A 22,670-nucleotide genomic window follows, 5' to 3' on the forward strand; every position below is an offset into this window, starting at 1 on the left:
TTCGTCGTGAACCATGAAACTTCGATTCTCAAGCTTTATCGCGGCAGCAATCGTCGCCGTCCTGTCATCGCTTCCAGGCTGCTCCGACGACCCTGACGATGCCGGCGCCGGAGGCGCCGGCGGCACGGACGCCGGAAGCACGAGCGCCAGTGCGTCTACGTCGAGCGCGGTCGGGTCCGGCGGTTCGGGCGGGGCTGGCTCGACCAGCGCGAGCACCGGTGGCGACGGCGGCTCGACCGGCAGTGGCAGCGGGCAGCCACCGACGTTCGAGACGTTGCAGTTCGTCATACAAAACGCGTGTTTCGGGGCGGGTTGCCATAACGACGAGATGAACCCCCTGAACTTGATGGTCGACGGAGAGCTCCACATGAGGGTGAGCTCCCACGTAACCGAGCATTGCGGCGATCTCATCAACACCGAAAATCCGGAGGAGAGCGCGCTCATCAAGGTCCTGAAGGGGCCGTGCGGCGGAACTCCGCGAATGCCCCTCGAATGCGTCGACGATGGCGATGCCAAGTGCATACCCCCCGACTACATCCAAGCGCTCACGCAATGGATCGCGGACGGCGCGCAGGAGTAGCAGGGCTTGGCGAGCAGCCGCCGACGGGTTGCGGCGCCCCGCGGGCGCCGGTCGAACGAAGCCACCCTCGGCGGCAGCTCCCTTCACCCACGTAGACCGGGTAGGCTGCCGTAGCTGATCGCGCCCGCGCGACTCATGGGAAGGTCTACTGCTCTCCCATCGCGCCTGCCGGATATGCGGCCTGATCGGCTCCGGGCGTGTCCACGGTGTTCGTCTCGAAGGCCCAGCTGCCACCCGGCGGAATCTGGACGGTGCCGCTGGCGATCGCCACGCCGAGCGGACGCCCGACGCGATCGACTGAGAAGACAGTGACGGAGGGATCTCTCACCGCCACGTCGAGCCCGTTGAAGAGCGTGCCCGTGTACACCGTGCCGGCGCCGCCCGTCACGGCCTTCACTTCGCTGGTGGTGAGGCCATCGATGGGAACGACGTCGAGAGCAAAGTAGGGGCACCGGTAGACGACGTATCCCACATCTTCAATCACGATGTCCGAGGGCAGATCCGTGATCGCGGTCATGGTCACGTCACCCGGACCCACGCACGCAGCGATCGCGTCCGGGCGATCCGTGACTCGATAGAAATGCTGAGTCAGGAGCCCGTTGATCCCGGATGCCACGGACTGCTGGGCCTTGTTGTAGAGCTCGACGGAGAGGGCCGCGCTGCACGCCGGGGTATTCCCGTCGTTCCTCAAGGCGGCGTAGAGCTCGGTGTTGGTCGGTCCTTTGCGAAGAGTCAGCGCGATCACGTTGAGCACGCCGTTCCCGCCGGGGAGCGCGATGATGGTGAGGTCTTCGGGGACGACGAGCACCTCGTTCCCAGTGTCCCCGCCCACCCTGGCACCGTCGCTCACCTCGCTCGAGCAGGCCAGCGGGAGGAGCACGGCAGCAGGGATGAGGAAGCGCTTCGTCAGCATGAACATGAGAAGAGATGCCCAGCCTATCGCTGCCCGCCATCGTTGGGCAGCGCGGAGCCGCGACGTGAGGCGCACCACGAAGAGCGGCCATTTCGCGATGCCCGCGGTCGCCGGCGGCGCACAAACCCAAAGACCCCTTCGGTAAGAAGGGGTCTTTGGACCCGAGCTCGTCGGGGTGTTCAGGACCTGGCTCCGAGAGTGCTCAGGCCTTGAGCTCCGTGAACCCGCCCGGATTGCTGATCTTGGCGCCGGCGACTGCGCCCTTGCCACCGATGAACTCCTCCGTCTTGTCGGAATAGCCGAAGTGGGTCACCTCCGCGGAGCCGCCCTTCGCAGGGAAGCCATCCGAACCCGCCTTCACGCCCATGGCGTTCATGATGTTGCAGAAGTACTTGTTGATCGGCGCGTTGCCAACCTTCGGATCGGTCCCGGTGCCTTGTCTCGTGCCGTCGACCTGGCCGGTACCGTTGGCGCACTGCGACATGCTGTTGCCGACCGTCGGGGTCGACGCGGGGTCGACGTTGATGATCTGACCGGTCTTGAAGTAACCGCCGCCGCTGCCGGCCTGAAGGATCGGAGCGTTGTTGAGGTTGTGCGCGTTGCCGTCCGACATCTCGTTGAACCAGATGGCGACGCTGGTGTCGAGGACCGTCGACCCATTCCCCTGGGGGATGCTGTCGAGCATTCCGACGAGCTTCGCGAACTTCTGCGCGTAATAGGTGTCCACCTTGACGAGCCACTCGAGCGCGTTGGGCAGGCAGCTGCCCTGCATGCCTGCATTGTCGAGGCGGTGCGAGAGGGAGTGCGACTCCATGGTGATGCCGAGCCCCTTGAAGCCGTAATTCCCCGGGTACTTCAGGAAAATGACGGGGTTGGCATTGCAGGCGGCCGCGAGCGCCGCGATCGCCGAGCTGATATCCGCGCCATCCAGGTCGCCGGAGACCTTGGTCGTGAGGACGTCGACGCCCAGGCCGCCCGACGACGCCTTCTGGGCGTTCGCGGACGTCGCACCGAGCATCACGCCGAGCTCCTCGCTGCACTGCGCGGAGGCCACAACGGTTCCTGTCTGGTTGAGGAGCTCCTTCCAGGCCGCGAGCTTGCGCTTGTCGGCCTGGCTCATGTCGAACCGCTCGAGCGTTTGCAGATCGTCCTTCACGAGGTCGAGGATGCTCTTGCCGCGAAGCGCCGCGTAGGTGTCCGGTGACATCGGCTGCCCCGCCTGGAAGAGGCCCGTGAGGCTGCTGAAGGCCTGCGACGCGTTGAGGCCATTGTGGATGGTCTCGGCGGCGGAGTAGGAGATCGCCGACTGAGCGTTGTCCTTCTGGCCAGCCGTGGCGATGAGCAGGGGAGTGCCGTTCGGGCTGAGCTGCTGGGCCATGACGTGATCCAGCGAAGGACCGACAGGCTTCGCGTTGAACTTCGTCGCCTGGTTGAAGCTGAACGGGTCGTTGCTGTTCGGCGTGACCGGCTGGCAGGTGAAGAACGACCCCACGATCTGCGTGTGGGAGTCGTTCCCCTGTCCGCGCTTCATGTTGGCGGTCCACTCGTTCATCGAGCGGATGCCGCGCGGCATGAGGAGCTTCTTCGCGTACGGAGCGAGGGCCGCGAGGCTCGTCGCCTCGAGGTCAGCCGCCGTGAGCTCACCCTGGGTCTTCGTGGGGAACCACTTGTTCGTGACGCACCCATAATGGGTGAACATCACGATGAGCGCTTTCCCACCCGAAGCGGTCTGGGCCTTTGCGTCGCGCTCCCACACGGAGCTGAGGAACGGCGCGGCCAGGGCGGCTCCGCCCAGGCCACGAAGGAAGATTCTGCGGTTCAGTTGCTTGCTCATGGTCAAGTTTCCTCAGCTTTCACGGCGTTTCGCGGACGCGCACGCGGAACGAATCCGCTTGAGTGAGATCGGCCAGAAGATTGAGAATGCTGTAGCCGCCCTCAGACAGCTTGGTGTCGATCTGATCGACGACGCACTTGTCTTTCCCGTTCGGATCCCGCCCAAAGGCGTAGGAGACCCACGACTCGGCGTACAGCTGCTTGGCCTTCTGAAGCTCAGCGATTTCCTGCATGAGCGCCAGCGGAGAGGAGATCTCCTTCACGTTGCCGTCGCCGAAGTCGATGGTGTTCGTCGTGACGCTCGCGTCGATCGCACCACCAAGCGGGTCGGTCGTCTGCCACTTTCCGATGCCGTCGAAGTTCTCCATCACGAAGCCCGGCGGATTGATGACCGAGTGGCAGCCTTTGCAGCTCGCAGGCTCCGTCAGCTTCTCGATCCTCGCGCGTTGCGTCGTGAACTCGCCCTGAACGGTCTGCATGGTGGCGCCGGGGATGGGCGGACCCGGATTGACGCCGAGCAGGTACACCGAGATGAACGCGCCTCGCAGGATCGGGCTCGTGGCGTCGTAGCCCGCGTAGGAGCTCAAGAACCCGACGCGGGTCAGGAAGCCCGGCCGCTGGTTGGCGTCCAGCTCCACCTTGGTCAGCTCGGTGCCGTAGCTCGCGGGGTCGAGCCCGTAGATCGCCGCGTTGTCCTTGTTGACGAAGGCGACGTTGCTGAGGAGGAGGTCCTTGAACGAACCGCCCTCGAACGCCACGTCTTCGAAGAAGGCGTCGAGCTCAGCCTGCCAGCTGGGCTTGGCGGCCGCGGAGTACAACGGATACGTCTCGACGTCGTGATCCATCGTCCACCAGTGGGCGTTTCCGTTGTTCATCTGCGTCCAGTTGCGGTGGAACGCTGTCACGAGCGGCCCGGTCTTTTCGCGCACGGCGATCATCCGCTGCGCCTGGGCCAGAATCTGCTCCTTCGTCTGGAGCTCGTCGTTGTCGGCCGCCGCGCTCAGCACGTCATCCGGAGCGGAGCCCCAGAGCAAGTACGAAAGCTTCGTCGCCACCTCGTAGCTGGAGAGCTTGAGGGCCTGAGTCGACGCATCCGGGTCGGTCGCCAGCTCGGGGAGCATGAGGAACGACGGCGAGACGAGGAAGCCGATCAGCGTTGCCTCGGCGACCTCGGCGGGCGTTCCTGCCGGCGTAATCTGGCCCAGCTTCTGGAATCGCGCCACCTCCAGATCGGTCAGCGGGCGACGGAACGCCTTGCGGCCGAAGGTCTTGATGGTCTCCTCCAGGCAGCCGGCCGCCGACGGGTCGCAGCTGATGAACTTGGACTTGTTCGGCCCTGCCATCACTGCTTTGGCGATCTTCTCGGCAACCTCTTGATAGAGGCGCCACGCGTCAGAGGTCATCGGGCCGTCGAAGTCGTCGCCGAGCTTCTCGGACGGCAGCTGGCCGTCGACGCTGGTGACGCCAAGGAGATCCCGCACCGTGTTGTCGTACTGCCGGTTCAGCAGCCGGGGGATCTGGCTCGTGATCGGGATGCCAGGGATGCACTTCTCGGGCGAACCGTTGTCGGGCTCGTCCGTGCCCCCCGAACCGGTGCTGCCGCTGCCGCTGCCGGAGGTCTCCCCGCCGCCGGTGACCTCCGCATCGCCGGGCGCTATCTCGCCGGTGCACCCGGCGAGGAAGGTCAATGAGGTGAAAAATGTTGTCGTACCAATGTACGATAGTTGCCGTAACGTTCGCATGACCTCACTATTCCCGGTCCGCGCCGAAGTGATCATGGGAGCGGATCAAAAGTGATGAAACAGCCTGCGGGTCGCCATCCTCGAGATCACGCGCGTCTGGCCGATCGCTTCCTCTGGAGACGTGATAATGAAACGCCGGCGTACGAGCGGCGCCCTGATGTCGTCTTCGACCTCGAGAAGCGGACCGATTGGCGCGCGGACGCCGAGTTCCCTGCGGAACAGCGACGCGCGCGGGCCACTGCAGGGGCCGCCAAGCGCGTCATTGCGACGCGGCGCGGCGGCGCGATCGGGGCCACAAGCACGCTCTCCTCGGCCGCATCATCGAGCGAGCGCCGCGGAGTGAAGAGAACGCGTGAACCACGACATGGCACGAGGCGCCGTCGACGGTCGGGGGATGTGCCTCGCCGTGCCCATGGGTCACGCCGCAGCTCGCCGTTGACGTCGAGCCCTGCGCGCGCCAGCGGCGCGCGGGCGATTCAACCTTCCTCCAGATAGAACTCCATCCGCGCGACATCTCAAACAAAAAGGGAGCGCCCGCGAGATGCAACCAGGCTGGATAGCGCCAATGGGAACGGAGCATCTGTCGCCGGGATCGAGCGGCTCATCGGCAACAGTGAAGGAGTGCTCGACGAGAGCTCGCTCGGCCGCGAGAGGCCTGCGCTTCTCGCGCGGGCGCACGGGTCTGCCGAATCCAGTAGGTTCTCAAATGTGCAACCATGACATTCCAAGCCTCGTGTCATTCGTGGGCAACGCGCCGCATCACCCAACGTGAGGAGCATCACGCCAATTGGGTCATCTGCGGTCAGGGCGGTCAAGGCGGTCATTTCTGGCTCGAAAAGCTGGGTTCGCTCGCAACGTCGTCGACCCGGCTCCTGGGACGGGCGCGGCGTCCCCTTCCTCCGGGGCCTTCGCGAGAGCGGGCGCGCGGCCCCGCTCGTCCAGGCGTTGGGTGGATGATGTGCGGGTGTCGACCGGGCGCGTCGGGGCGCTCGTCGAGGAGATTCGCCCGGCGGCCGCCGAGGACGCGGGGGCTACCGCGGATGAAGACTCGGTGTCGTCGTCCTGGAGTCGTGGGCTGTGGACTTGAACACTCGCTCTCCAAGCTTCAGGAGGTTGGCGCTTGCCCGTGAGGCGGTGTGACGCTAGCGTGAGCCCCCGGAAGCCAGCTTCCCTGCCCCTCGCCCTCTGCACAATGATGCAATCGAGGTCCTTGGTCGTCATCGGGGCTGTCGCTCTTGCCCTCCCTCTCGCATGCTCGGCGAGCCCCCCCGAGGAGGGGGCGGGCAACGGCGGGAGCGGACACGGCAGCGGCGGGGATGCTGCCAGCGGCGGGGAGGCGGGAGCTGGCTCGAGCGGCCCGGAGACGGGCGGGGGCGGCATGGACGGGGACCCCGGCGAGGGCCTGCATTTCGTGCCGGAAGGCTTGTCCAGCACCGACATGGACGAGGAAGGGGCCGGGCTCAAGCTGGTTGCCTTCACCCTGGTGCAGGGGGCGACGGGCCCCGAGCTCTACGCCGCGGTCAGGAATGACGGGGAGACCCCGTCCTGCGACGCCGGCCTGATGGTTTACTTCATCGACAAGGCCGATCAGCTCGTGACAACCTGGGGCGGGAGCTTGCTCAGCCGTCGGCTCTATCGGCTGGACGACGGCTCTGGCGTGATGATCCCCTGCATCGCCCCGGGCGAGATCGCGATGACTGGCTCAGCGGATCTCCCCGGTGAGCTCGTGATCGAGGAGCTCGGGTATCTGAAGCACAGGTTTCCTGCCTTCACCGTGGACGTGGTCCCCGTCGATGCCGTCACCGTCAGCGAGGTGAAGACCGTCGGCAGGGGCGCCGGGAGCGCTTACACGGGCACGCTCGAGAACCGACTCGACGTGGCGGTGAGCGATCCCAGGATAACGGTCTTCCCGGTGAATCGAGCCGGACGGCCGCTCGGCATGGCGACGAGCAGCGCGGCCGCCGACATTCCGCCCGGCGGGAGCTGGCCCTTCGAGACGACCACCGTGGACGATGTCGGCGTTGGTCACGTCGCCTATCCGACGGTTTCGGTTCCTCCGTGAAGCGGGGTGCAGGCTCGTGTGGTACGGATTCGGCCGGGGGCAGGCGAATGAGGTGCAGGAAAGTACGCCGCAGCGAGCCGAACGGCGCGGATGAGCCCGCAGCGCGGGTCGCGCCCGATCGCAGAGCGGCGCGGCATGCCCTGTGGCCTTTGACTCCGCCGCGATGCTGCCCCCGCCTCCCGCGCGTCCGCGCGCTCGCCTACAGTTCGCCACGAGCGCGCCGACCCGACCCTCGACCCGAAGCGACCCAGTGAGCCCCATCCTCTCCCTCTGCGACGGCTACCAGCTCGACCTCTCCGACTACGCGCGCACCGGGCTGCGGGTCGGCATCTGGGCCTCCTCCGGCCGGGGCAAGAGCTTCGGCGTCGGGGTCCTCTGCGAGGAGCTGCTCGCCGCCGGCATCCCTGTCGTCGCGATCGATCCCGAGGGGGAGCTCTACACGCTGCGCGAGCGGTTCCGCGTCCTCGTCCTCGGGGGCGCCCACGCGGACCTGCCGCTGCCCTCCGGCGAGCGCGCGGCGGAGATCGCGCTCGCGAGGGTGCTCGACGAGGGGCTCGGCCTCATCGTCGATCTGTCGGATCAGCCGACGAGCCGCTCCCAGCAAGAGGCCGCGCTCCCGTTCCTCGAGCGGCTCTGGGTCCTCCTCTCGGAGCGCCGCGCCCCGGCGGCCGTCGTGGTCGAGGAGGTGCACATCTTCGCGCCTCAATCGGGCGCGTCGCTCACCTCCGATATCCTGCACCGGTTCGCGAAGCAGGGCCGCAAGCGCGGCGTCCTCCTCGTCGTCGCCAGCCAGCGCACGCAGGCGGTCTCGAAGGAGCTCATGAGCCAGCTCAACTTCCCCGCCATCGGCGGCTTCGAGATCGAGCGCGACTACGACGCGGTGAGGGCGCTCGTCGACGGGCACACGTTCGAGGAGTTCCGCGCGCTCCCGGCCGGCGAGTTCTTCCTGCCCGCCGCCGGGCGATTCGAGCGCTGGCGCGCCCGCCACACCGCCCACGGCGGCGAGGCGCCGAGCTGGACCGGTGAGCCCAGCGGCGTGCCGCGCGTCGCGGACGCCACGCTGAGCACGCTCCTCGACGAGCTGCGCGAGGCGCTCGCGGCCGAGAGCGCGAGCCAGCAAGGCCCGGATCCGAGCGCCGCGCTGCGGGCCGAGATCCGCCGGCTCCAGCAGCAGCTCGCCCGGGCCGACGAGGCGCGCAGAGCCGCCGAGGCCGAGGCCGAGCGGCTGCGCACCGCGCTTCAGGTGGCCGGCGTCGTCAAGGTGGTGATCCAGAGCGAGATCGTGGCGCGCGTTGGCCATGGCGAGGTCGCGCGGGCGCCGGCGGCCGCCGATCCGCGCGCCCCCGCGGCTCCCGCGCTCGGCGCGACCCTGGACCGCGTCCCTGGGGCGCCCGCGCTCGCGCCCGCCGCGGCGTCGGGCGGCGCGGCCGTGAAGATCATCGCGAAGCCGGCCTCTCCGTCGCTCCGGGATCTCGCGATGCCGGCCACCACGATGCTCGAGGTGCGCGGCGTCAAGCAGATGGTGAGCGCCGCGAGGAGCCACGCGCGGCGCCGATCCCCCCGGTCCGTGGCGCACGTCGCGCTGGCCGCGAAGCTGCTCGCCCGCGGCGCGGCGCTGACCGCGGAGGAGCTCGCCGCCCGCGGCGGCTCGCGCAGCCAGGTCGAGATCCGGCGCGCCGCGCACGCGCTCACCGCGCTCGCCCGCGCGGGCTTCGCCTCGCTCCAGGGCGGCCGTCACGCGCTCAACGAGGCGGCCGTGCTCCGCGCGATCCAGAGCGGCTGACGAGAGGCGGCCCCGAGCCGAGCCCTGACAGGGGCGCCCAGACGCTCGCGGCGCGCAGGCCCCGCCCGAGCCGCGCTAGCAGTAAGAAACGAAGATCAGGCGGAGCGTCGCCAGCGTCCCGAGCACGAACAGCCCTGCATAGAAGATCGTCCGCTTGCGCCGCAGCTGCTCGGCGCTGAGCCCGGTAAACGCGGGCTCCTCACCAGGCGCCACCTCCCCGCCGGCGTGCACCGCCGGCACCGTGATCGGCGCGCTGCTTGCCGGCGGCACGCTCGCTCCGGACGGCCTGCCCGCGGCGGGCGGCCTGCTCGCCGTGGAAGCAACGCCGTTCGCAGGCTGGGCCGCGGCCAGCCCTCGCTGGAGCTCCCCCTCCGGCGCGGTCGACGTCGCGTGCAGGCGCGGGCGCTGCGGAACATCGTCCGGGCCGTCGAAATCGAGGTACTGCACCGAGAGCGAGCCCGTCGCGGCGCCGAGAGGGAGCGGGGCGTCGCTGCGGCCCGCCGCAGGAACGCCGCGCCGTCCATCGGGCGATGAAGGGCGGACCGACCTACGGTCAGCGGACGTGGTCCCGACCGCTGGCGCCTTTCGCCCGAGGCCCGGCGAGCTCTGTCTCGACGCGCTCTCGGGAGGGAGCGACGGAGAGGCGCGGTAACCGGCGCCGCTCAGCGAGCCCGTCCTCGCGATGCAGGCCTCGACGTGCTCCTTCAGCTCGCTCCGGGCCTCTTCCTCGGCGCCCTGGCCCATGTCGCGGAGCACTTGCTCCAGATCGCCGGCGAGCTTGCCCGCGCTGGCGGTCCGCTTCTCGATGGAGAACTCGGTCGCCGCGTCGAGCGCATCCGAGAGCCGCGCGCCCAGGTCGGGCAGGAGCTCGCGCGCGCGAGGGATCGGCAGCGACGCGACGCCCATGATCAGCTGCCTCTGCGTCTCGGCCTTGCGCACCCGGCTGCCGAGCAGCGCCTCCAGGAGCGTGATCCCCAGGGAGAACACGTCCGCGCGCCCGTCGAACGGCTCCCCGCGCGCCTGCTCCGGAGGCATGTACGGGAGCTTCCCCTTGAACACGCTGCTCTCGGACTGCTCGTCCGCGAGGCCCGGTATCCGCGCGACGCCGAAGTCGGTCAGGCAGACGCGGCCGTCCCGCCCGATCAGGATGTTGGACGGCGAGACGTCGCGGTGGACGACCGCGTAGCTCTGCCCTTCGTCCTCGCACAGGCCGTGCACCGCCTCGAGCGCCCTCGCCATCTCCCGGCCGATGTAGGCCACGGCGCGCGGCGAGAACGCGCCCACCTTCCTGAGCACGCGATCGAGGGCGGGGCCGTCGATGTAGTCGAGCGCGAGGTACACCGAGCCCTCGAATTCCCCGAACTCGACCAGCCGGACGACGTTCGGGTGATCGAGCCGCGCGATCACCAGGGCCTCGGCGAAGAACGACTCCCTCGCGCTCTCGCCGAGCCCTGGCCTCGGGACCAGCCGCTTCAGCGCGACGTGGCGCCGGAGGTCGGGAGGCCCCTCCTCGGCGAGCCACACCTCCCCCATCCCGCCCTTGCCCAGCATCCGGATGAGCTGGTACTTGCCGGCGAACAGCTCCGGCGGCGGATCGGACTCGGCGTTCTTGCGACGCGGGCGGGAGGCGGGCATCTCGTGGTGTGCAGCGCTCGATCTCGACGCCGTCGAGGCTAGCCCTCCTGCTCGGGGTGGAGAGGGTGCAAGCAAGGCATGCCCGATCCTACCGCCGCCCGCGCGCCGCAGGAATCACCGCGTCGATGCCCGGCGCAGATCCAGCCTGCGTGCACTGGGCTCCGCCTGACCGAGGGGGCGCCGCTCACGCCTCGCTCACTCCTGCGTGTGCTCCTCGCGGATCGGCTCCCGCATGGTCGTCGCCGGGAACCACTCGAAGAAGCGGTGGATGAGCTGGCGCCGCTCGGGCTCGATGTACTCGAACACGGCGCCCCGGTCGTTGATCTCCCAGAACTCGTTGCTCGTCACGGCCAGGAGCTCGGCACGGATGGAGCGCAGCCTGTCGGGCCGCTCGTCGCGCATGTCGCGGTAGATCTTCCGCGCGAGCGCCTCCTCCCCCTTCTGCAGGTAGTACGTGGCGAGCTTGACCTGCGCCTTGCGGACGCCGCGGAGCGACGGCTCCTGCTGATCGAGCTCCGCTTCCTTGTCCACCTCGAGGAAGAGCTGGAGCAGCTCGTCCCGGGCAGGTGCGTGCAGGTCGTACGCGCGCTCGTTGACCACGCAGAGATCGAACGCGACGGTCTCGGTGAGGAACGCGAGCCCCATCGCGTGCGCCGTCTGCGCGTAGTACTTGAAATGACGAGCGATCTCGAGGACCTGATCCCCCCACCCCGCCTTGAGCAGCTCCTCCGCGAGGTAGCGGTACTGGTTCAGGTTGTTGTAGGCCGCGGCGATGTCCTTCGCGTTGAGCGACCTGCGCATGTAGGTGTTGAAGAACTTCACGACGACCGCGACGGCGGCCCGGTCTCCGGCGGCGATGGCGGTCTGCCCGATGTAGCGCGTGTCGATGGCGATGCGCGTGATGAGGTCGGGCATCGCCGTGAGCGCCTCGCGATAGACCATCAAGAACTGGCGGAGCGCCTTGTACTCGAGCCAGGTCCGCGCGGTCGACAGCTTGCCGAGCGCCTCGGCGTTCATGCTCACGAAGTCGGTGTCCTTCGCGAGGCGATCGCGGATCTGGAACCAGCGCGGATCGAGCGTCGCCTTGTGGGGCAGGTACGCGACGACGAGCTCCGACAGCGAGTCGACCGTCTTCGACGCGATCCCCTTGTCCTTCTGGTCGATCGCGTTGAGCGCCACGTCGGCGAGCTGCTCCAACGACGAGAGCGCCGTCACCCGCCGCTCGTCGACCTCGGCCTCGCCCTCTCCGCCCGCGGGGCGCAGCGCCTGCTCGACGCCGCTCGTCGTGATCCGCCGGACCACGTTGTCGGGCTCGACGAAGTCGAACACGTACCCGAAGTAGGGCGCCATCATGAGCAGGCTCGCGGTGAGCAGCCCCATCGTGACGACGACGCCGTAGACGGGGACGAAGACGTCCTCGGTCGGGCCGCCCCCGCCGACGCGGATCGAGAAGTTGACCCACAGCGAGAACACCGCGCTGACGACGAAGAAGCCCATCACGAGCATGTTCGTCCGGTCGCGGAAGAACATCTCGGTGATCCGCGGCGTGTAACGGTTCGCGGCGAGCTGCACGATGATGGACGCGACCGTGATGACGATGCCGAGGATGGCGGCGATGACCTCGCCGATGCCGCCCATGATGTGCTCGGCGTCGCTCGGCGACATGCGCGCGAACACCTCCCAGAGCGAGAGGTGCGCGTTCTCGTGCCGCGCGACGTCGAGCAGGTAGACGACGGCGAGGGTCGCGACGCTGACGCCCAGGAGATACGACATCGGCCGCAGCCAGATGCGGGCCACGGTCGCGCCCCTGCGACGCTGTCGTTCGGCGTCGTCTGCGGTCTGATCGGGTCTCATCAGGTGACCGCCGCTCGGTCGACCTGCTCGCCGACCTGCCTGCCCTCCCGCTCCACGCTGCCCCCCACGCACCTGCTCCACGCGTCCGCCACGCCAGGCGGCGGCCCGGCTATTTCTTCTCCGGGGGGCTGTCGAGATCTTCCGCGAGGTAGCTGAGGATCACCTCGTCGAGCGATTTCTCGCTGATCAGGTCCTCACCGAAGATCGAGGCGCCCTCCGCCGGCCGGTTCGTCGCGAAGATGCTGGCCGGGCGCGAGGCCGCGTAGCGGCCGGAGCCAGGGCCGCCCGAGAAATGCTCGACCGCGACCTGGGGCGCGGGCGGCGCGACGGGCTGCTCGGGGTGGACATTGCTGTAGACCCCGGCGCCGGAGGCCGCGGACTCCGCCCGCCGCCCGATCACCGACGCAGGCGGCGGCGGGAGATCCTGGATCTGCTGAAAGAACGGCGTCTGTGCCTCGGCTGCGGCGCGCTCCAGCGCGTCGAGATCGAGATCGATGGACGGTTGTTCGGGCTTGATCTCGGCGGGCGACGCGGGGCGTACGGCCCTGCCGGCGAGCGGGCTGGCCGCGCGCCCGCCGCCGAGCGCCTGGAGCGCGACGGGATCGAGCTCGAGCCGAGGGCGCCCGCTGGCCGAAGCGGGCGCCGGCTCGGCGACCGGGGCGCGCGGCGCTGCGGCGAGGGGCGCGGCCGCTGGCCTTGCGGGCGGCGCGGCGGGCCTGGGCGCCGGCGTCGGCGCGGCCGCCGGCTTCGGGCGCGGCGACGCATCGGGCACGACGGGCGGCATGACGGGCGGCGTGAGCGGCCGGGACGGCGGGGGCGGCTTCGGCGCGCCCGTCACCTCGGGCGACGACGGCGACGACGCCCGCGCCGGCTTGCTCGTCTCCGGATGCGACGGGGCGGGGGCGGCGCTTGCGGACACGGCGCCTGCGGACACGGGCGGGGCGGCGGTGTCGTCGAAGAGGTAGTCGAAGTGACCGTCGCGCAGGGCGATGAACATCGCCTTGTGCTGCTCCTTCATGAGGCCGCGGACCGTCTCCGCGAGCGAGGCCTGACCGACGTGCTCCGCGTACGAGGTCTTCGTGGTCTTGAGGATGCGCCCGCCGTCGGCGAAGAGGTGCGTGATGATGTGAGGATGGCGAATGCCCGAGTCCTCAGTCTGTATGTGGAACAACCGCCCCTTGTGCCGGACGTTGTTGTTGAAGCCGAGCAGGGGCGACGGGGCTTTCACGACAGGCAATCCGAGGGTGGGGAGGTGAGGAGATCGCGCCAGCGGGGAGCGCTCGCCACGGCCGAGACTATCACAGCGCGGCGCGCCCGGAACGATTCGCAGCGCGCCGGCGTCCCTTCACGTTCCTCCGCCGCGCTCCCGACGTCCTCCGCCCGCCCTCCGCCGCTCCTTCACCGTCGCTGTGGTAGGGGAGCATGTCGGGGCTGGTCCTCCGCGGACCGCGCGCGGGTCGCGTCAGGGCAGACAGCGCTCCAGGTCGTCCGCAGTTCCCGCCTGGAGGGCGCACGCCACCTCCGCCTGCGTGAGGTCGGCCTCGCAGCGGGCGAAGCCGCGCTCCCCGGCGGTCGCGCGCGCCATCGCGGTCCTCTCGGCCACCTGGGACGCAGCGGGCTCGGGGTTGGCCGCGCGCAGGACGAGCTCGACGTACCGATCGAGGAGCGCGGCGCACGCCTCGGCGGACGGGCGTGGAGCGGCGCGGCGGAGCGCGGCGCGCCCCACAAGGATACCGAGCACCAGCAGGACGATCGCCAGGGTTGCCAGGACGTCGGCGCGGGTCGCGGGGCGCGTCATTCCAGGCACTCATCGACTTGCTCCGGGGTCGTTGCCTGCCGGACGCACACCATCGCCGCATCGGTGATGCGGCGCCCGACGCACCTGTCGATGAGCTCCTTGCCGCGGGCGTCCCGCACCGCCGCCGTGCGCTCCTCGACGATCTTCGGGTCGACGACGTTCTGCGCGCGGAGCTCGATCTCGGCGCTCCTCCGGAAGATGGCCTCGCACTCGTCACGGCTCGCCGGGTGCCCGCACCCGGTCAGGAGCGGCAGGCCGGCGAGCAAGGCCAAGCATGGCGCGAGCCTGAGGACCCGACCCAGGTTGAGGACCCGACCCAGGTTGAGGACCCGACCCAGGTTGAGGACCCGACCCAGGTTGAGGACCCGACCCAGGTTGAGGACCCGACCCAGGTTGAGGACCCGACCCAGGTTGAGGACCCGACCCAGGTTGAGGACCCGACCCAGGTTGAGGACCCGACCCAGGTTGAGGGAGACCGTGGAGACGGAATACCGCCTCCCTTGAAGGGAAGTTGAGCCAGGACGGCGACGCATGGCCGCGACGATGGCGCCACGCTCGATGGGGCGCAACAGGGTCCAGCCGAAGCCGACAGCCCGTACTGGCGCACGGCCAACCCCTGCCGGCCCCCGCCGTCGCCCACGACCGGCCACCTGCCAGCCAGCTGGCCCGAGTCAAGATGGAAACGTCGCGTATTGCTGGAACGCGTGTGCAGGTCTGTTAGGATTGCTTTCTGTGCGCAAGGCGAGCGAGCACGGTGACAGCGTGGGCGGCGCTCGATCCGTCCGTACGGGCTCCGGGGGTACGCGGCGACGCACGAAAGCGACGGCGCAGCCCGTTGCGGGCAGCGGGAATGACGCTGGCCCCAAGGCTCCACGAGAGAAACGGCCGAGCAAGGCGCCGCGACGGCGCGCGCCCGCGGCGGCGCTGAGCGCGGAGGAGATGTTGCGGCGCGCGCTGGGCGCGGCGACCCCGCGGTCGCGCGCCCTCTGGGCGCGGCGGGGCCTGTCGCTCCGGGGGCCGCTCGACAGGACGACGCAGGCCATGCTGCTGCGGCAGCTCTACCTCGCGTATTTCGAGACACGCCGCTTCGAGCGGGCAGCCGAGGTCGCGGAGCAGATCCTGGCGCTCGGCGTGCTGAGCGACGTCGCCCACCAGGACGCGGCGCGCGCGAAGCAGGCCCTCGGGGACATCGAGGGGGCCGTCGGGCACCTCCGGCTGGCGGCGCGCACGGGGCCGGCGAGCCGGAGGGCGTTCCACTGGTGGACGCTGGGCAGCGTGTATCACCTGGCGCGCCGGTACGACGAGGCGATCGGCGCGCTCACGCGCGCGGCGCGCTGGGGCACGCGGGACAAGCCGCTCTACCAGGGGCACCTCGCCGTCGTGCAGTGCGAGAGCGGCAAGCCGGTGGAGGGGCTCGGCGCGCTGATCGATCGGCTCTCGGAGGTGCCGGCAGGCCAGGGGTACGGCCGGTTCGTGCTCGGGCAGATGGCCTACTTCGACCATCGCTGGGACGAGGCCAAGAAATACCTGGAAGCCTTCGTACAGCGGAGCACCTCGGGCAGGACCGCGGTCGCGATCGCGCTCGGCGCGGAGATCGAGGCGGCGCGCCGGACGCTCGCGTCCCTCGCGGAACGCTGATGCCGGCCTGAACGGACGGCGGCCCGCCGCACGACCCCGATCGCTTTGCTATAGAACCTTCGTGATGACCGCTTCGACTCGTTTCAAGGCAAGCGCCGGCGCCGCGCCGGCGGGTGTCCGACGTGGCGGGCGCGGCGCGCTCGGACGCGCGCTCCCGGCGCTGGTCGCGCTCGCCACGCTCGCGTCCCCGGCGCTCGCGCTGGCCGATGATCAGCGCGATCTCTTCACCCGCGGTCTGGAGGCCGGCCCGCTCTTCGCCGCGCTCGCCGCGCTCGGGGGCGGGCTGCTCACGTGCCTCACCCCCTGCGTGTACCCGATGATCGCCATCACGGTGAGCATCTTCGGGGCGCGGGAGGCGAAGTCCCGGCGCGAGGCGATGCTGCTCTCGACGAGCTTCGTGCTCGGGATCGTCGTGCTCTTCACGACGATGCTCGTGGCCGCGGCGCTCACGGGCAGCCTGTTCGGCGGCGTGCTCTCGAACAGGTGGGTCATCGTCGGCATCGCGGCGGTGTTCATCGCGCTCTCGCTGTCCATGTTCGGCGCGTTCGAGATGACGCTGCCGGACACCCTGATGCAGCGGCTCTCGCAGGTCGGGGGCATCGGCTACGGCGGCGCCTTCCTGCTCGGTCTCGTGAGCGGCCTCGTCGCCGCGCCGTGCACCGGGCCCGTCCTCACGGGCATCATTCTCTGGATCGGGAAGACCCAGAATGTCGGCCTCGGCGCGCTGGTCGGCGCCACCTTCTCCCTCGGGCTCGGCCTGCCGTTCTGGCTCGTCGGCGCGTTCGCGTTCGCGCTGCCGAAGGGCGGCAAGTGGATGCTGGGGGTGAAGTCGTTCTTCGGGATCGTGATGATGGTCGTCGCGCTCTATTTCCTGAAGACGACCTTCCCGGCGCTGTCGTCGCTCGCGCAGCCCACGCCGCAGTTCATGGCCATCATGGCGGGCCTCGTCGCGGTCGGCCTCGCGCTCGGCGCGGTGCACCTCTCCTGGGACGACGGCGGCGCCGGCGTGAAGGCCCGCAAGGGGGTCGGGATCGCGCTCACGGTGGCCAGCAGCTTCCTGCTCGTCGCGAGCCTGGATCTGCCAAGGCTCGCCTCGCCCGTCCCGTCGGCGGTGGCCGGCGAGGTCGTGTCGCCGCAGCTCACGTGGCTGCACGAGGAGCCGGTGGCCGTCTCCAAGGCGAAGGCGGAAGGGCGCCCGCTGCTCGTGGACTTCACCGCGGAGTGGTGCGGCGCCTGCAAGCAGCTCGCGAAGGAGACCTTCTCGGATCCCCGTGTCATGGCCAAGGCGGCGCACTTCGTCGCGGTGAAGGTCGACGCGACGGACGACGAGGATCCGCAGATCGACGCGGTGAAGGGCAAGTACAAGGTCGTCGGCCTGCCCACGGTCGTGCTGTACGACTCCACCGGCGCCGAGCGGAAGCGCTTCAACGACTTCGTCGGCCCGGACGTGTTCCTGGCCGCGCTCGAAGGCATCCAGTAGCGCGCTACGCCCGGCAGCAGCGCACCACACACGCCGTCGGCATGGCCCAGGACGATCGAACGCCGCGAGGAGGGAGCGACGGGCGCCGCGCCCATCGCGGCCACGCCACCACGAACCTCCGCGCCTTCCTGCTCGCCGCCCTCGCGCTCTGCGCCCTGCTCGTCGCAGGCTGCGGCGCTCCGGGGCCCACCACCGGGACCGTGGTGTTCGGGGTGACGAGCGAGCTCCGCGCGGGCGCCGACATCGACCTGCTGCGCGTCGTCCTGCGGGCCGGCGGAGACGTGGTCCACGAGGACGCGCTGGCGCAGAAGAACGGGCAGCTGTTCTTCCCGCGGGAGTTCTTCTTCAGCGATCTCGAGGATGGCACGGCCGTGGAGATCTCCCTGGAGGCGTTCGGAGCGGAGGACGCCGAGAGGCCGCTGCTCACCCGCACCGCGTCGACCCGGGTGATCGGCGGCCGCACGCTGCTGCTGCGGGTGCGCCTCGAGCGGGAGTGCGTCGTCGCGCCCGGGGCGGCCACTTGCCCGGCCCCGCAGACCTGCGTGGCCGGCGGCTGCAGCGCCCCCGACGTGGATCCCCGGCAGCTCGATCCCTACAGCACCTCGTGGAACGCGGGCGCGGAGCCGGACCTCTGCAAGCCGGCCGCCGGGGGCGAGCCGGTCGTCATCGTCGGGGAGGGGCAGGCCGACTACTTCCCGCTCGATGACCTCGACGAGGTCCAGGTGGAGGCTGGACCTCAAGGCGGCTACCACATCTTCGTCGCCATCCGGCTCAAGAACCTGCGCCGATCCGGCTCGCTCACCATGGTGAACGGCATCGTGCCCGAGCTCGGCTATGCGATCGAGCCGCTCGAGGTCATCTTCACCCTGGATCCCGACGAAGGCGGCTTCTGCAAGCTCGCCGGGCTGCGGTTCCGGCTGGATGGCGAGCGGAAGATCGAGGAGCTGCTCGGGAAGGTCGTGGACGTCGAGGTGACGGTGACCGATCCCGACGGAGACGCCGGTACCGGCAAGCGCGCGGTGACGCTCTCGCAGACCATCCTGTAGCGCGCGGGCGCCCTGCGCAGGCGGAGGCGCGCGGGCTCACTCGCGCGCAGCGCGCCAGCGCGTCATCCAGCCGCCGGTGAGCAGGTCGAGGGACGCCTCCGCCTCGAGCGCCGCGAGCGTCGCGGCGCGGTGCTCCTCGGGGCTCTGGCCCGGATCGGCCGCGAGCGCGACGGCGCGCTGCCACGCGAACAGCAGCTCGAGGACGCGCGCCGTGAGCTTCGTTTGCAGCTCGGCGCGCTCGCGGCGGAGGCGCTCCAGCGCGATCTCCTCGTCGGCGAAGACGATCCGGTCGAGCCGCCACGTCGCGCGCGCCTCGAGCCACAGGCTCGTGCCGCCGGACGCCGTCCTTCGCGCCGGATCGTACTCCGTCGGGGCCAGGCTCTCCGCTTCATCGACGAGCCGGGAGACGCGGAGCCGGAGCTCCGGGAAGAGCGACGACGTCCGCGCGCGCGACGCGATCGCGTCGATGCGCGCCTCGGGATCGAGGAGGCGGGATCGCCGCAGCGCCGCCTCGACGATCGCGCGGGCCATCGCCGGCGTGACCCGGACCGGCAGCGGGAGCGGCGGCTCGGCCTCGGCTGGCTGCGCGGGCGGAGGCGGCTCCGGGGGCTCGATCTCGGGCGCCGCGCGCGGCGGGCTCGGGGTCGCCGGGGCAGGCTTCAGCCGAGGCGCCGCTGGTTCGGCGACGGAGGACGGTGGAGACGGCGCGCCAGGGCGGGCGGATAGCCGCTCGAGGGGGATGCTCGCGAGCAGCATGCCGGTGAGGGAGCGCTCGCCCCCTTCGAGCCGGGCGACCCCGAGCTCCACCGCGAGCCAGAGCGGCCGCGCGCTGCCCGGGGACGCAGCCCAGAGCTCGTGGGGCGCGGTGTCGAGGCGGTCCACGCGCGGGTCGAGCGCCGTGGGCTCGTCGTCGAGGGGGAGCTCGGCGCGCGCCTGCCGCGTGAACAGGGCGCAGGCGAGCGCGGCGAGGAGGAAGAGAGCGGAGCTTGCGACGGATCGGTGGTTCGGGTGCACGCGAGGTGGGTCGACCGCCGCCCGTCGCGAGTTGCGTGCGGCGGGTCAACCAGGTCGCTCAGCGGCCCCGGGAAGGCGGGCGCGCCCGGGTGGAGAAGCTCCGCCAGAGCTCCGCTCCACCGCCAAGGGATCGGACCCGATCGGCGCCGAGGCGCGGCCCGCCGCCCGGCGAGAGGCCCCGCTCCGCGCTCGTGCGCCGGAGCGCCTCGCTGGCGTGAGGTCCCGCGCTCCCGCCGCCTCCTCGGAGCAGCTCGCTCGAACCGCCGCGGGTCGCCGCGACCGCCTGCGCGATCGCCTCCGGCGTCGGCGCCGTTCCTGACGGGAAGCGGGCTGGTCCCTCGGTCGCCGCGCCGCGGGTCGCCGCGACCGCCTGCGCGATCGCCTCCGGCGTCGGCGCCGTTCCCGAGGAGAAGCGCCCCGGCGCCTGGTCGGGCAACGCGAGCGTCGGCTCCGCGACGAGCGTCGCGCTGCGCCCAGCCGCGACCACCTCGAGGCCGTGAGGCGCGGCCGCCCGGACTGCCTCGGCGGCCACGTCGCGGATCGCGGCCGGCGCAGCAGGCGCCACGTCGCTGCCCGTGACGACCGCCGCCGCAGCCGCCTCGACATCTGCGTCACCGCCGGCGACCGGCGCGCTCGACGCCGGAAGCGCCGTGGTCACCGAGCCTCCGCTCGCGCCGACCACGACGACAGGCTCACCGTGCTCTCCGCTGGCCCCGGCAATCGGCGGTGACGCCGTCACCGCGGCGATCAGCGCCGGGGACGCCGCATCGCCGGCGCCGCCCTCGTGGTGCGGCTCCGCGACGTTCATCGCCGCAGCGGGGCTGCCCGGCGGGAGCTCCCTCGTCAGCTCCGGCGCAGAGGCCGGAGGCTCCTCGGAGGTCTCACCCGTCAGCGCTGGCGCAGAGGCCGGTGGCTCCTCCGAGGTCCCGCCCGCCAGCGCTGGCGCAGAGGCCGGTGGCTCCTCGGAGGACGATCTCGGCGAAGCCGGCAACGCGCGTGGCACAGCGACCTCGAGGCCGACCGCGAAAGGCTCGAACACCTCTCCGGCGAGCCAGCCCGTGCACATACGGAGGTTCGCGCCGGACGGGATGTCGCGCACGAACATGTCCCCGAAGAGCGCGTCGATGGCGAGATCCCGTTGCTCGACCACGGGCCGCTCCCAGCTCGGGAGCACCGCGACGACGCGGATCGCGAGCTGCCCTTCCGGGCGACGCGCCCGCGCTCGCGCGAGCGTCCTGGGACGCACTTCCCAGTAGAGGTAGATCGTCTCGTGATCGACCGCGATGCCGACGATCTCGTCGAGGTCATACCGCGCCGGGAGCTCCGCCCGCTCGTCGCGCAAGGCCGCCGCAAGATCCAGCGCCACCCCTGCGGCGACGGGCGACGCCGTCGCTCCGGCGCCTGCAGGCGAAGGATCTCGCGGAGGCTGCACCGGAACGCCGCCAGGCGCTCCGGCAACGGGCCCGGGCTCCCCCTGGTGTTCGCTCGCGATGGCGGCCCCGCGTGGCTCGGTCGCGCCATCGTCTCGCGCGAACGGAGCAGGAGAAGCCTCCGCGACGGCGCTCACCGCATCCTCGGCGGCTGCGCCCGCCCCCGCGGCGGCTGCGCCCGCCCCCTCGGCGGCTGCGCCCGCCCCCTCGGCGGCTGCGTCCGCATCCTCCGCGTCCGCGTCCTCCGCATCCTCCGCGTCCGCGTCCTCCGCGTCCCGCGCTTCCACGCCTGCCCCCTGCCCGCGTGCCGCGCTCTCGATCAGCCTCTCCCGGAGCCGCCGCGCGCCCTCGTCCTCCGGCGCTCGCGCGAGGATCTCGTCGAGCATCGCGATGGCCCGGTCCGTGTGCCCCTGGGACGCATAGATCTCGGCGAGCGTCGTGGTGGACCGCGGCGGCGGCGGGGGCGGGGGCGGCGGCCACTGCTCCGGCGGCGCCTCGCCGCGCAGCGCGCGCGCGGCCTCCGGCATGTGCAGGCCCCGCTCGACCACGCGCGAGAGCAGATCGCGCGCCCGCCCGAGGAAGCCGCGGAGGCGGGCCCGCTCCGGCTCGCTCTGCGCGGTGCGCGCCACGATCTCGTCGATGAGCTCGACCTTCGTGAGCAGGCGCGGCCGGGGCACCCCGAGCCCCTCGGCGCGCGCTATCAGCTCCTCCCGCGTCAGCCCGTCGAGCTCCCGGCGCTCCATCGCCGCCGACGCTACCACATCCGACGCTCGCTCACCCTCGCCGGACCGCTCAGCGAAACGCCCCCTCCGCCGCCGGATCCGCGCTGATCGACGCGAGCCGCGCGCGCGCCGCCTCGGCGTCCCGCGCGATCTGCGCCTTGAGCTCCGGCAGCCCGGAGAACCGCCGCTCCTCGCGCAGCCGGGCGATCAGGTGCACGCGCAGCGCCGCGCCGTAGAGATCCTCGTCGACGTCGAAGAGGTGCACCTCGAGGTTCGGGCGCGCCTGCCTCGACGCCTCGACCGTCGGGCGGACGCCCAGGTTGGCCACGCCGCGCGCGAGCGCGATCGCGCGGCCCGACGAGGTCACCCGATCGACGAGCGTCGCGTACACGCCGAACGGCGGGAGCGCCTCCTCGATCTCGTCGATGTTGCAGGTGGGGAAGCCGATCGTCCGGCCCCGCCTCGCCCCCTGCGCGACGACGCCGGACAGCATGTGCGGGCGCGACAGCATCCGCTCGGCCGACTCGAGATCCCCGCGCGCGAGGGCCGCTCGGACGCGGGTGCTCGACCACGCCCCCTCGGCGTCGCCCACGAGCGGGTGCGATCGCGTCTCGAAGCCGAGATCCTCGCCGAGGCGCCCGAGCGTCGTGAAGTCGCCGGCGCGCCCGCGGCCGAACCGGAAGTTCGCGCCGACCAGGACGACGCGCGCCGCGAGCCGATCGAGCAGCACGCGCCGCACGAACTCCTCCGGCGTCTGCGCCGCGAACGCCCGGTCGAACGTCACCGCGTCGACCCGGATCGCCGGCTGCACGCGCTGGATGAGCTCGATCTTGCGCGGCAGCGCCGTCAGCGTCGCCGGCGGGGTCCGGCCGAGGACGCTCGCGGGGTGCGGGGCGAACGTGAGCGCCACCGGCTCGAGCCCCCGCCGCTCCGCGTCCAGCGCCGCGTCGGCGAGCAGCGCCTGGTGCCCCAGATGAACGCCGTCGAAATTGCCGATGATCACCAGGCTGCCCCGCGGCCCGGCCGCGGCGCGCCCGCCCTGCCCCGAAGCGGCGGCGGCGAAAGACTCCACGGCCGCTACCTAACCCGAAGCAGCGCCGAACGAAATGCGGGTGGACGCAGGCGAGAACGCAGGTGAGA

17 protein-coding genes are annotated in these 22,670 nt (G+C 71.0%); 6 read left to right on the forward strand and 11 right to left on the reverse strand.

Annotation, left to right across the window (positions count from 1 at the left end; genetic code table 11):
* Positions 1-13 precede the first annotated feature (13 nt).
* A complete protein-coding gene (locus tag WMF27_RS34375; RefSeq protein WP_437764643.1) occupies positions 14-580 on the forward strand; it encodes a hypothetical protein in 567 nt (188 codons plus the stop codon).
* Between the two features lie 145 nt (positions 581-725).
* Here WMF27_RS34375 and WMF27_RS34380 read toward each other — a convergent pair whose 3' ends face one another.
* The 3 genes from WMF27_RS34380 to WMF27_RS34390 all read right to left on the reverse strand — a co-directional run bounded on the left by WMF27_RS34380 (position 726) and on the right by WMF27_RS34390 (position 5,104).
* Entirely contained in the window at positions 726-1,493 is a 768-nt protein-coding gene (locus WMF27_RS34380) for an FxLYD domain-containing protein (protein ID WP_437943264.1), read from the reverse strand.
* A gap of 202 nt (positions 1,494-1,695) precedes the next feature.
* Positions 1,696-3,327, reverse strand: a complete 1,632-nt coding sequence (locus tag WMF27_RS34385; RefSeq protein WP_437764641.1) for a DUF1552 domain-containing protein — start codon at positions 3,325-3,327, stop codon at positions 1,696-1,698.
* A 19-nt stretch (positions 3,328-3,346) separates the two neighbouring features.
* Complete coding sequence (locus WMF27_RS34390; protein WP_437764640.1) at positions 3,347-5,104, reverse strand: DUF1592 domain-containing protein; 1,758 nt, start codon at positions 5,102-5,104, stop codon at positions 3,347-3,349.
* 1,342 nt (positions 5,105-6,446) lie between these two features.
* Here WMF27_RS34390 and WMF27_RS34395 point away from each other — a divergent pair.
* Both WMF27_RS34395 and WMF27_RS34400 read left to right on the forward strand, forming a co-directional pair.
* Positions 6,447-7,130: an FxLYD domain-containing protein gene (locus WMF27_RS34395; RefSeq protein ID WP_437764639.1), complete on the forward strand. Its 684-nt coding sequence runs from the start codon at positions 6,447-6,449 to the stop codon at positions 7,128-7,130.
* Between the two features lie 250 nt (positions 7,131-7,380).
* Complete coding sequence (locus tag WMF27_RS34400) at positions 7,381-8,913, forward strand: helicase HerA domain-containing protein (RefSeq protein WP_437764638.1); 1,533 nt, start codon at positions 7,381-7,383, stop codon at positions 8,911-8,913.
* Between the two features lie 75 nt (positions 8,914-8,988).
* Here WMF27_RS34400 and WMF27_RS34405 read toward each other — a convergent pair whose 3' ends face one another.
* From WMF27_RS34405 to WMF27_RS34425, 5 genes are all read right to left on the reverse strand, one after another.
* Positions 8,989-10,548 (reverse strand): serine/threonine protein kinase, encoded by a 1,560-nt coding sequence (locus tag WMF27_RS34405; RefSeq protein WP_437764637.1) that lies wholly within the window; start codon positions 10,546-10,548, stop codon positions 8,989-8,991.
* A gap of 195 nt (positions 10,549-10,743) precedes the next feature.
* Positions 10,744-12,402 (reverse strand): DUF2254 family protein, encoded by a 1,659-nt coding sequence (locus tag WMF27_RS34410; protein WP_437764636.1) that lies wholly within the window; start codon positions 12,400-12,402, stop codon positions 10,744-10,746.
* Positions 12,403-12,511: 109 nt separating this feature from the next.
* Positions 12,512-13,630: a hypothetical protein gene (locus WMF27_RS34415; protein ID WP_437764635.1), complete on the reverse strand. Its 1,119-nt coding sequence runs from the start codon at positions 13,628-13,630 to the stop codon at positions 12,512-12,514.
* Positions 13,631-13,864: 234 nt separating this feature from the next.
* Complete coding sequence (locus WMF27_RS34420; RefSeq protein WP_437764634.1) at positions 13,865-14,200, reverse strand: hypothetical protein; 336 nt, start codon at positions 14,198-14,200, stop codon at positions 13,865-13,867.
* Positions 14,197-14,733, reverse strand: coding sequence for a hypothetical protein (locus tag WMF27_RS34425; RefSeq protein ID WP_437764633.1), 537 nt, complete (start codon positions 14,731-14,733; stop codon positions 14,197-14,199). The genes WMF27_RS34420 and WMF27_RS34425 overlap by 4 nt, the downstream gene beginning before the upstream one ends.
* 406 nt (positions 14,734-15,139) lie before the next feature.
* On the opposite strand from WMF27_RS34425, the gene WMF27_RS34430 reads away from it, so the two are divergent.
* From WMF27_RS34430 to WMF27_RS34440, 3 genes are all read left to right on the forward strand, one after another.
* On the forward strand, positions 15,140-15,838 hold the full coding sequence (locus WMF27_RS34430; protein ID WP_437764632.1) for a tetratricopeptide repeat protein: 699 nt from the start codon (positions 15,140-15,142) through the stop codon (positions 15,836-15,838).
* Positions 15,839-15,902: 64 nt separating this feature from the next.
* Complete coding sequence (locus tag WMF27_RS34435) at positions 15,903-17,318, forward strand: protein-disulfide reductase DsbD family protein (RefSeq protein WP_437764631.1); 1,416 nt, start codon at positions 15,903-15,905, stop codon at positions 17,316-17,318.
* Positions 17,319-17,359: 41 nt separating this feature from the next.
* The gene (locus tag WMF27_RS34440) at positions 17,360-18,364 is read left to right on the forward strand and encodes a hypothetical protein (RefSeq protein ID WP_437764630.1); all 1,005 of its coding nucleotides are present in this window, start codon (positions 17,360-17,362) and stop codon (positions 18,362-18,364) included.
* A gap of 36 nt (positions 18,365-18,400) precedes the next feature.
* Here WMF27_RS34440 and WMF27_RS34445 read toward each other — a convergent pair whose 3' ends face one another.
* From WMF27_RS34445 to ribF, 3 genes are read right to left on the reverse strand one after another with little or no spacing between them, the layout of a single operon-like run.
* Positions 18,401-19,378: a hypothetical protein gene (locus tag WMF27_RS34445; RefSeq protein ID WP_437764629.1), complete on the reverse strand. Its 978-nt coding sequence runs from the start codon at positions 19,376-19,378 to the stop codon at positions 18,401-18,403.
* A 58-nt stretch (positions 19,379-19,436) separates the two neighbouring features.
* Complete coding sequence (locus tag WMF27_RS34450) at positions 19,437-21,551, reverse strand: hypothetical protein (protein WP_437943265.1); 2,115 nt, start codon at positions 21,549-21,551, stop codon at positions 19,437-19,439.
* A 49-nt stretch (positions 21,552-21,600) separates the two neighbouring features.
* Positions 21,601-22,602 (reverse strand): riboflavin biosynthesis protein RibF, encoded by a 1,002-nt coding sequence (gene ribF, locus WMF27_RS34455; protein ID WP_437741234.1) that lies wholly within the window; start codon positions 22,600-22,602, stop codon positions 21,601-21,603.
* Positions 22,603-22,670 lie beyond the last annotated feature (68 nt).

Source organism: Sorangium sp. So ce281 (assembly GCF_051527395.1).
Lineage (GTDB): Bacteria > Myxococcota_A > Polyangia > Polyangiales > Polyangiaceae > Sorangium > Sorangium cellulosum_B.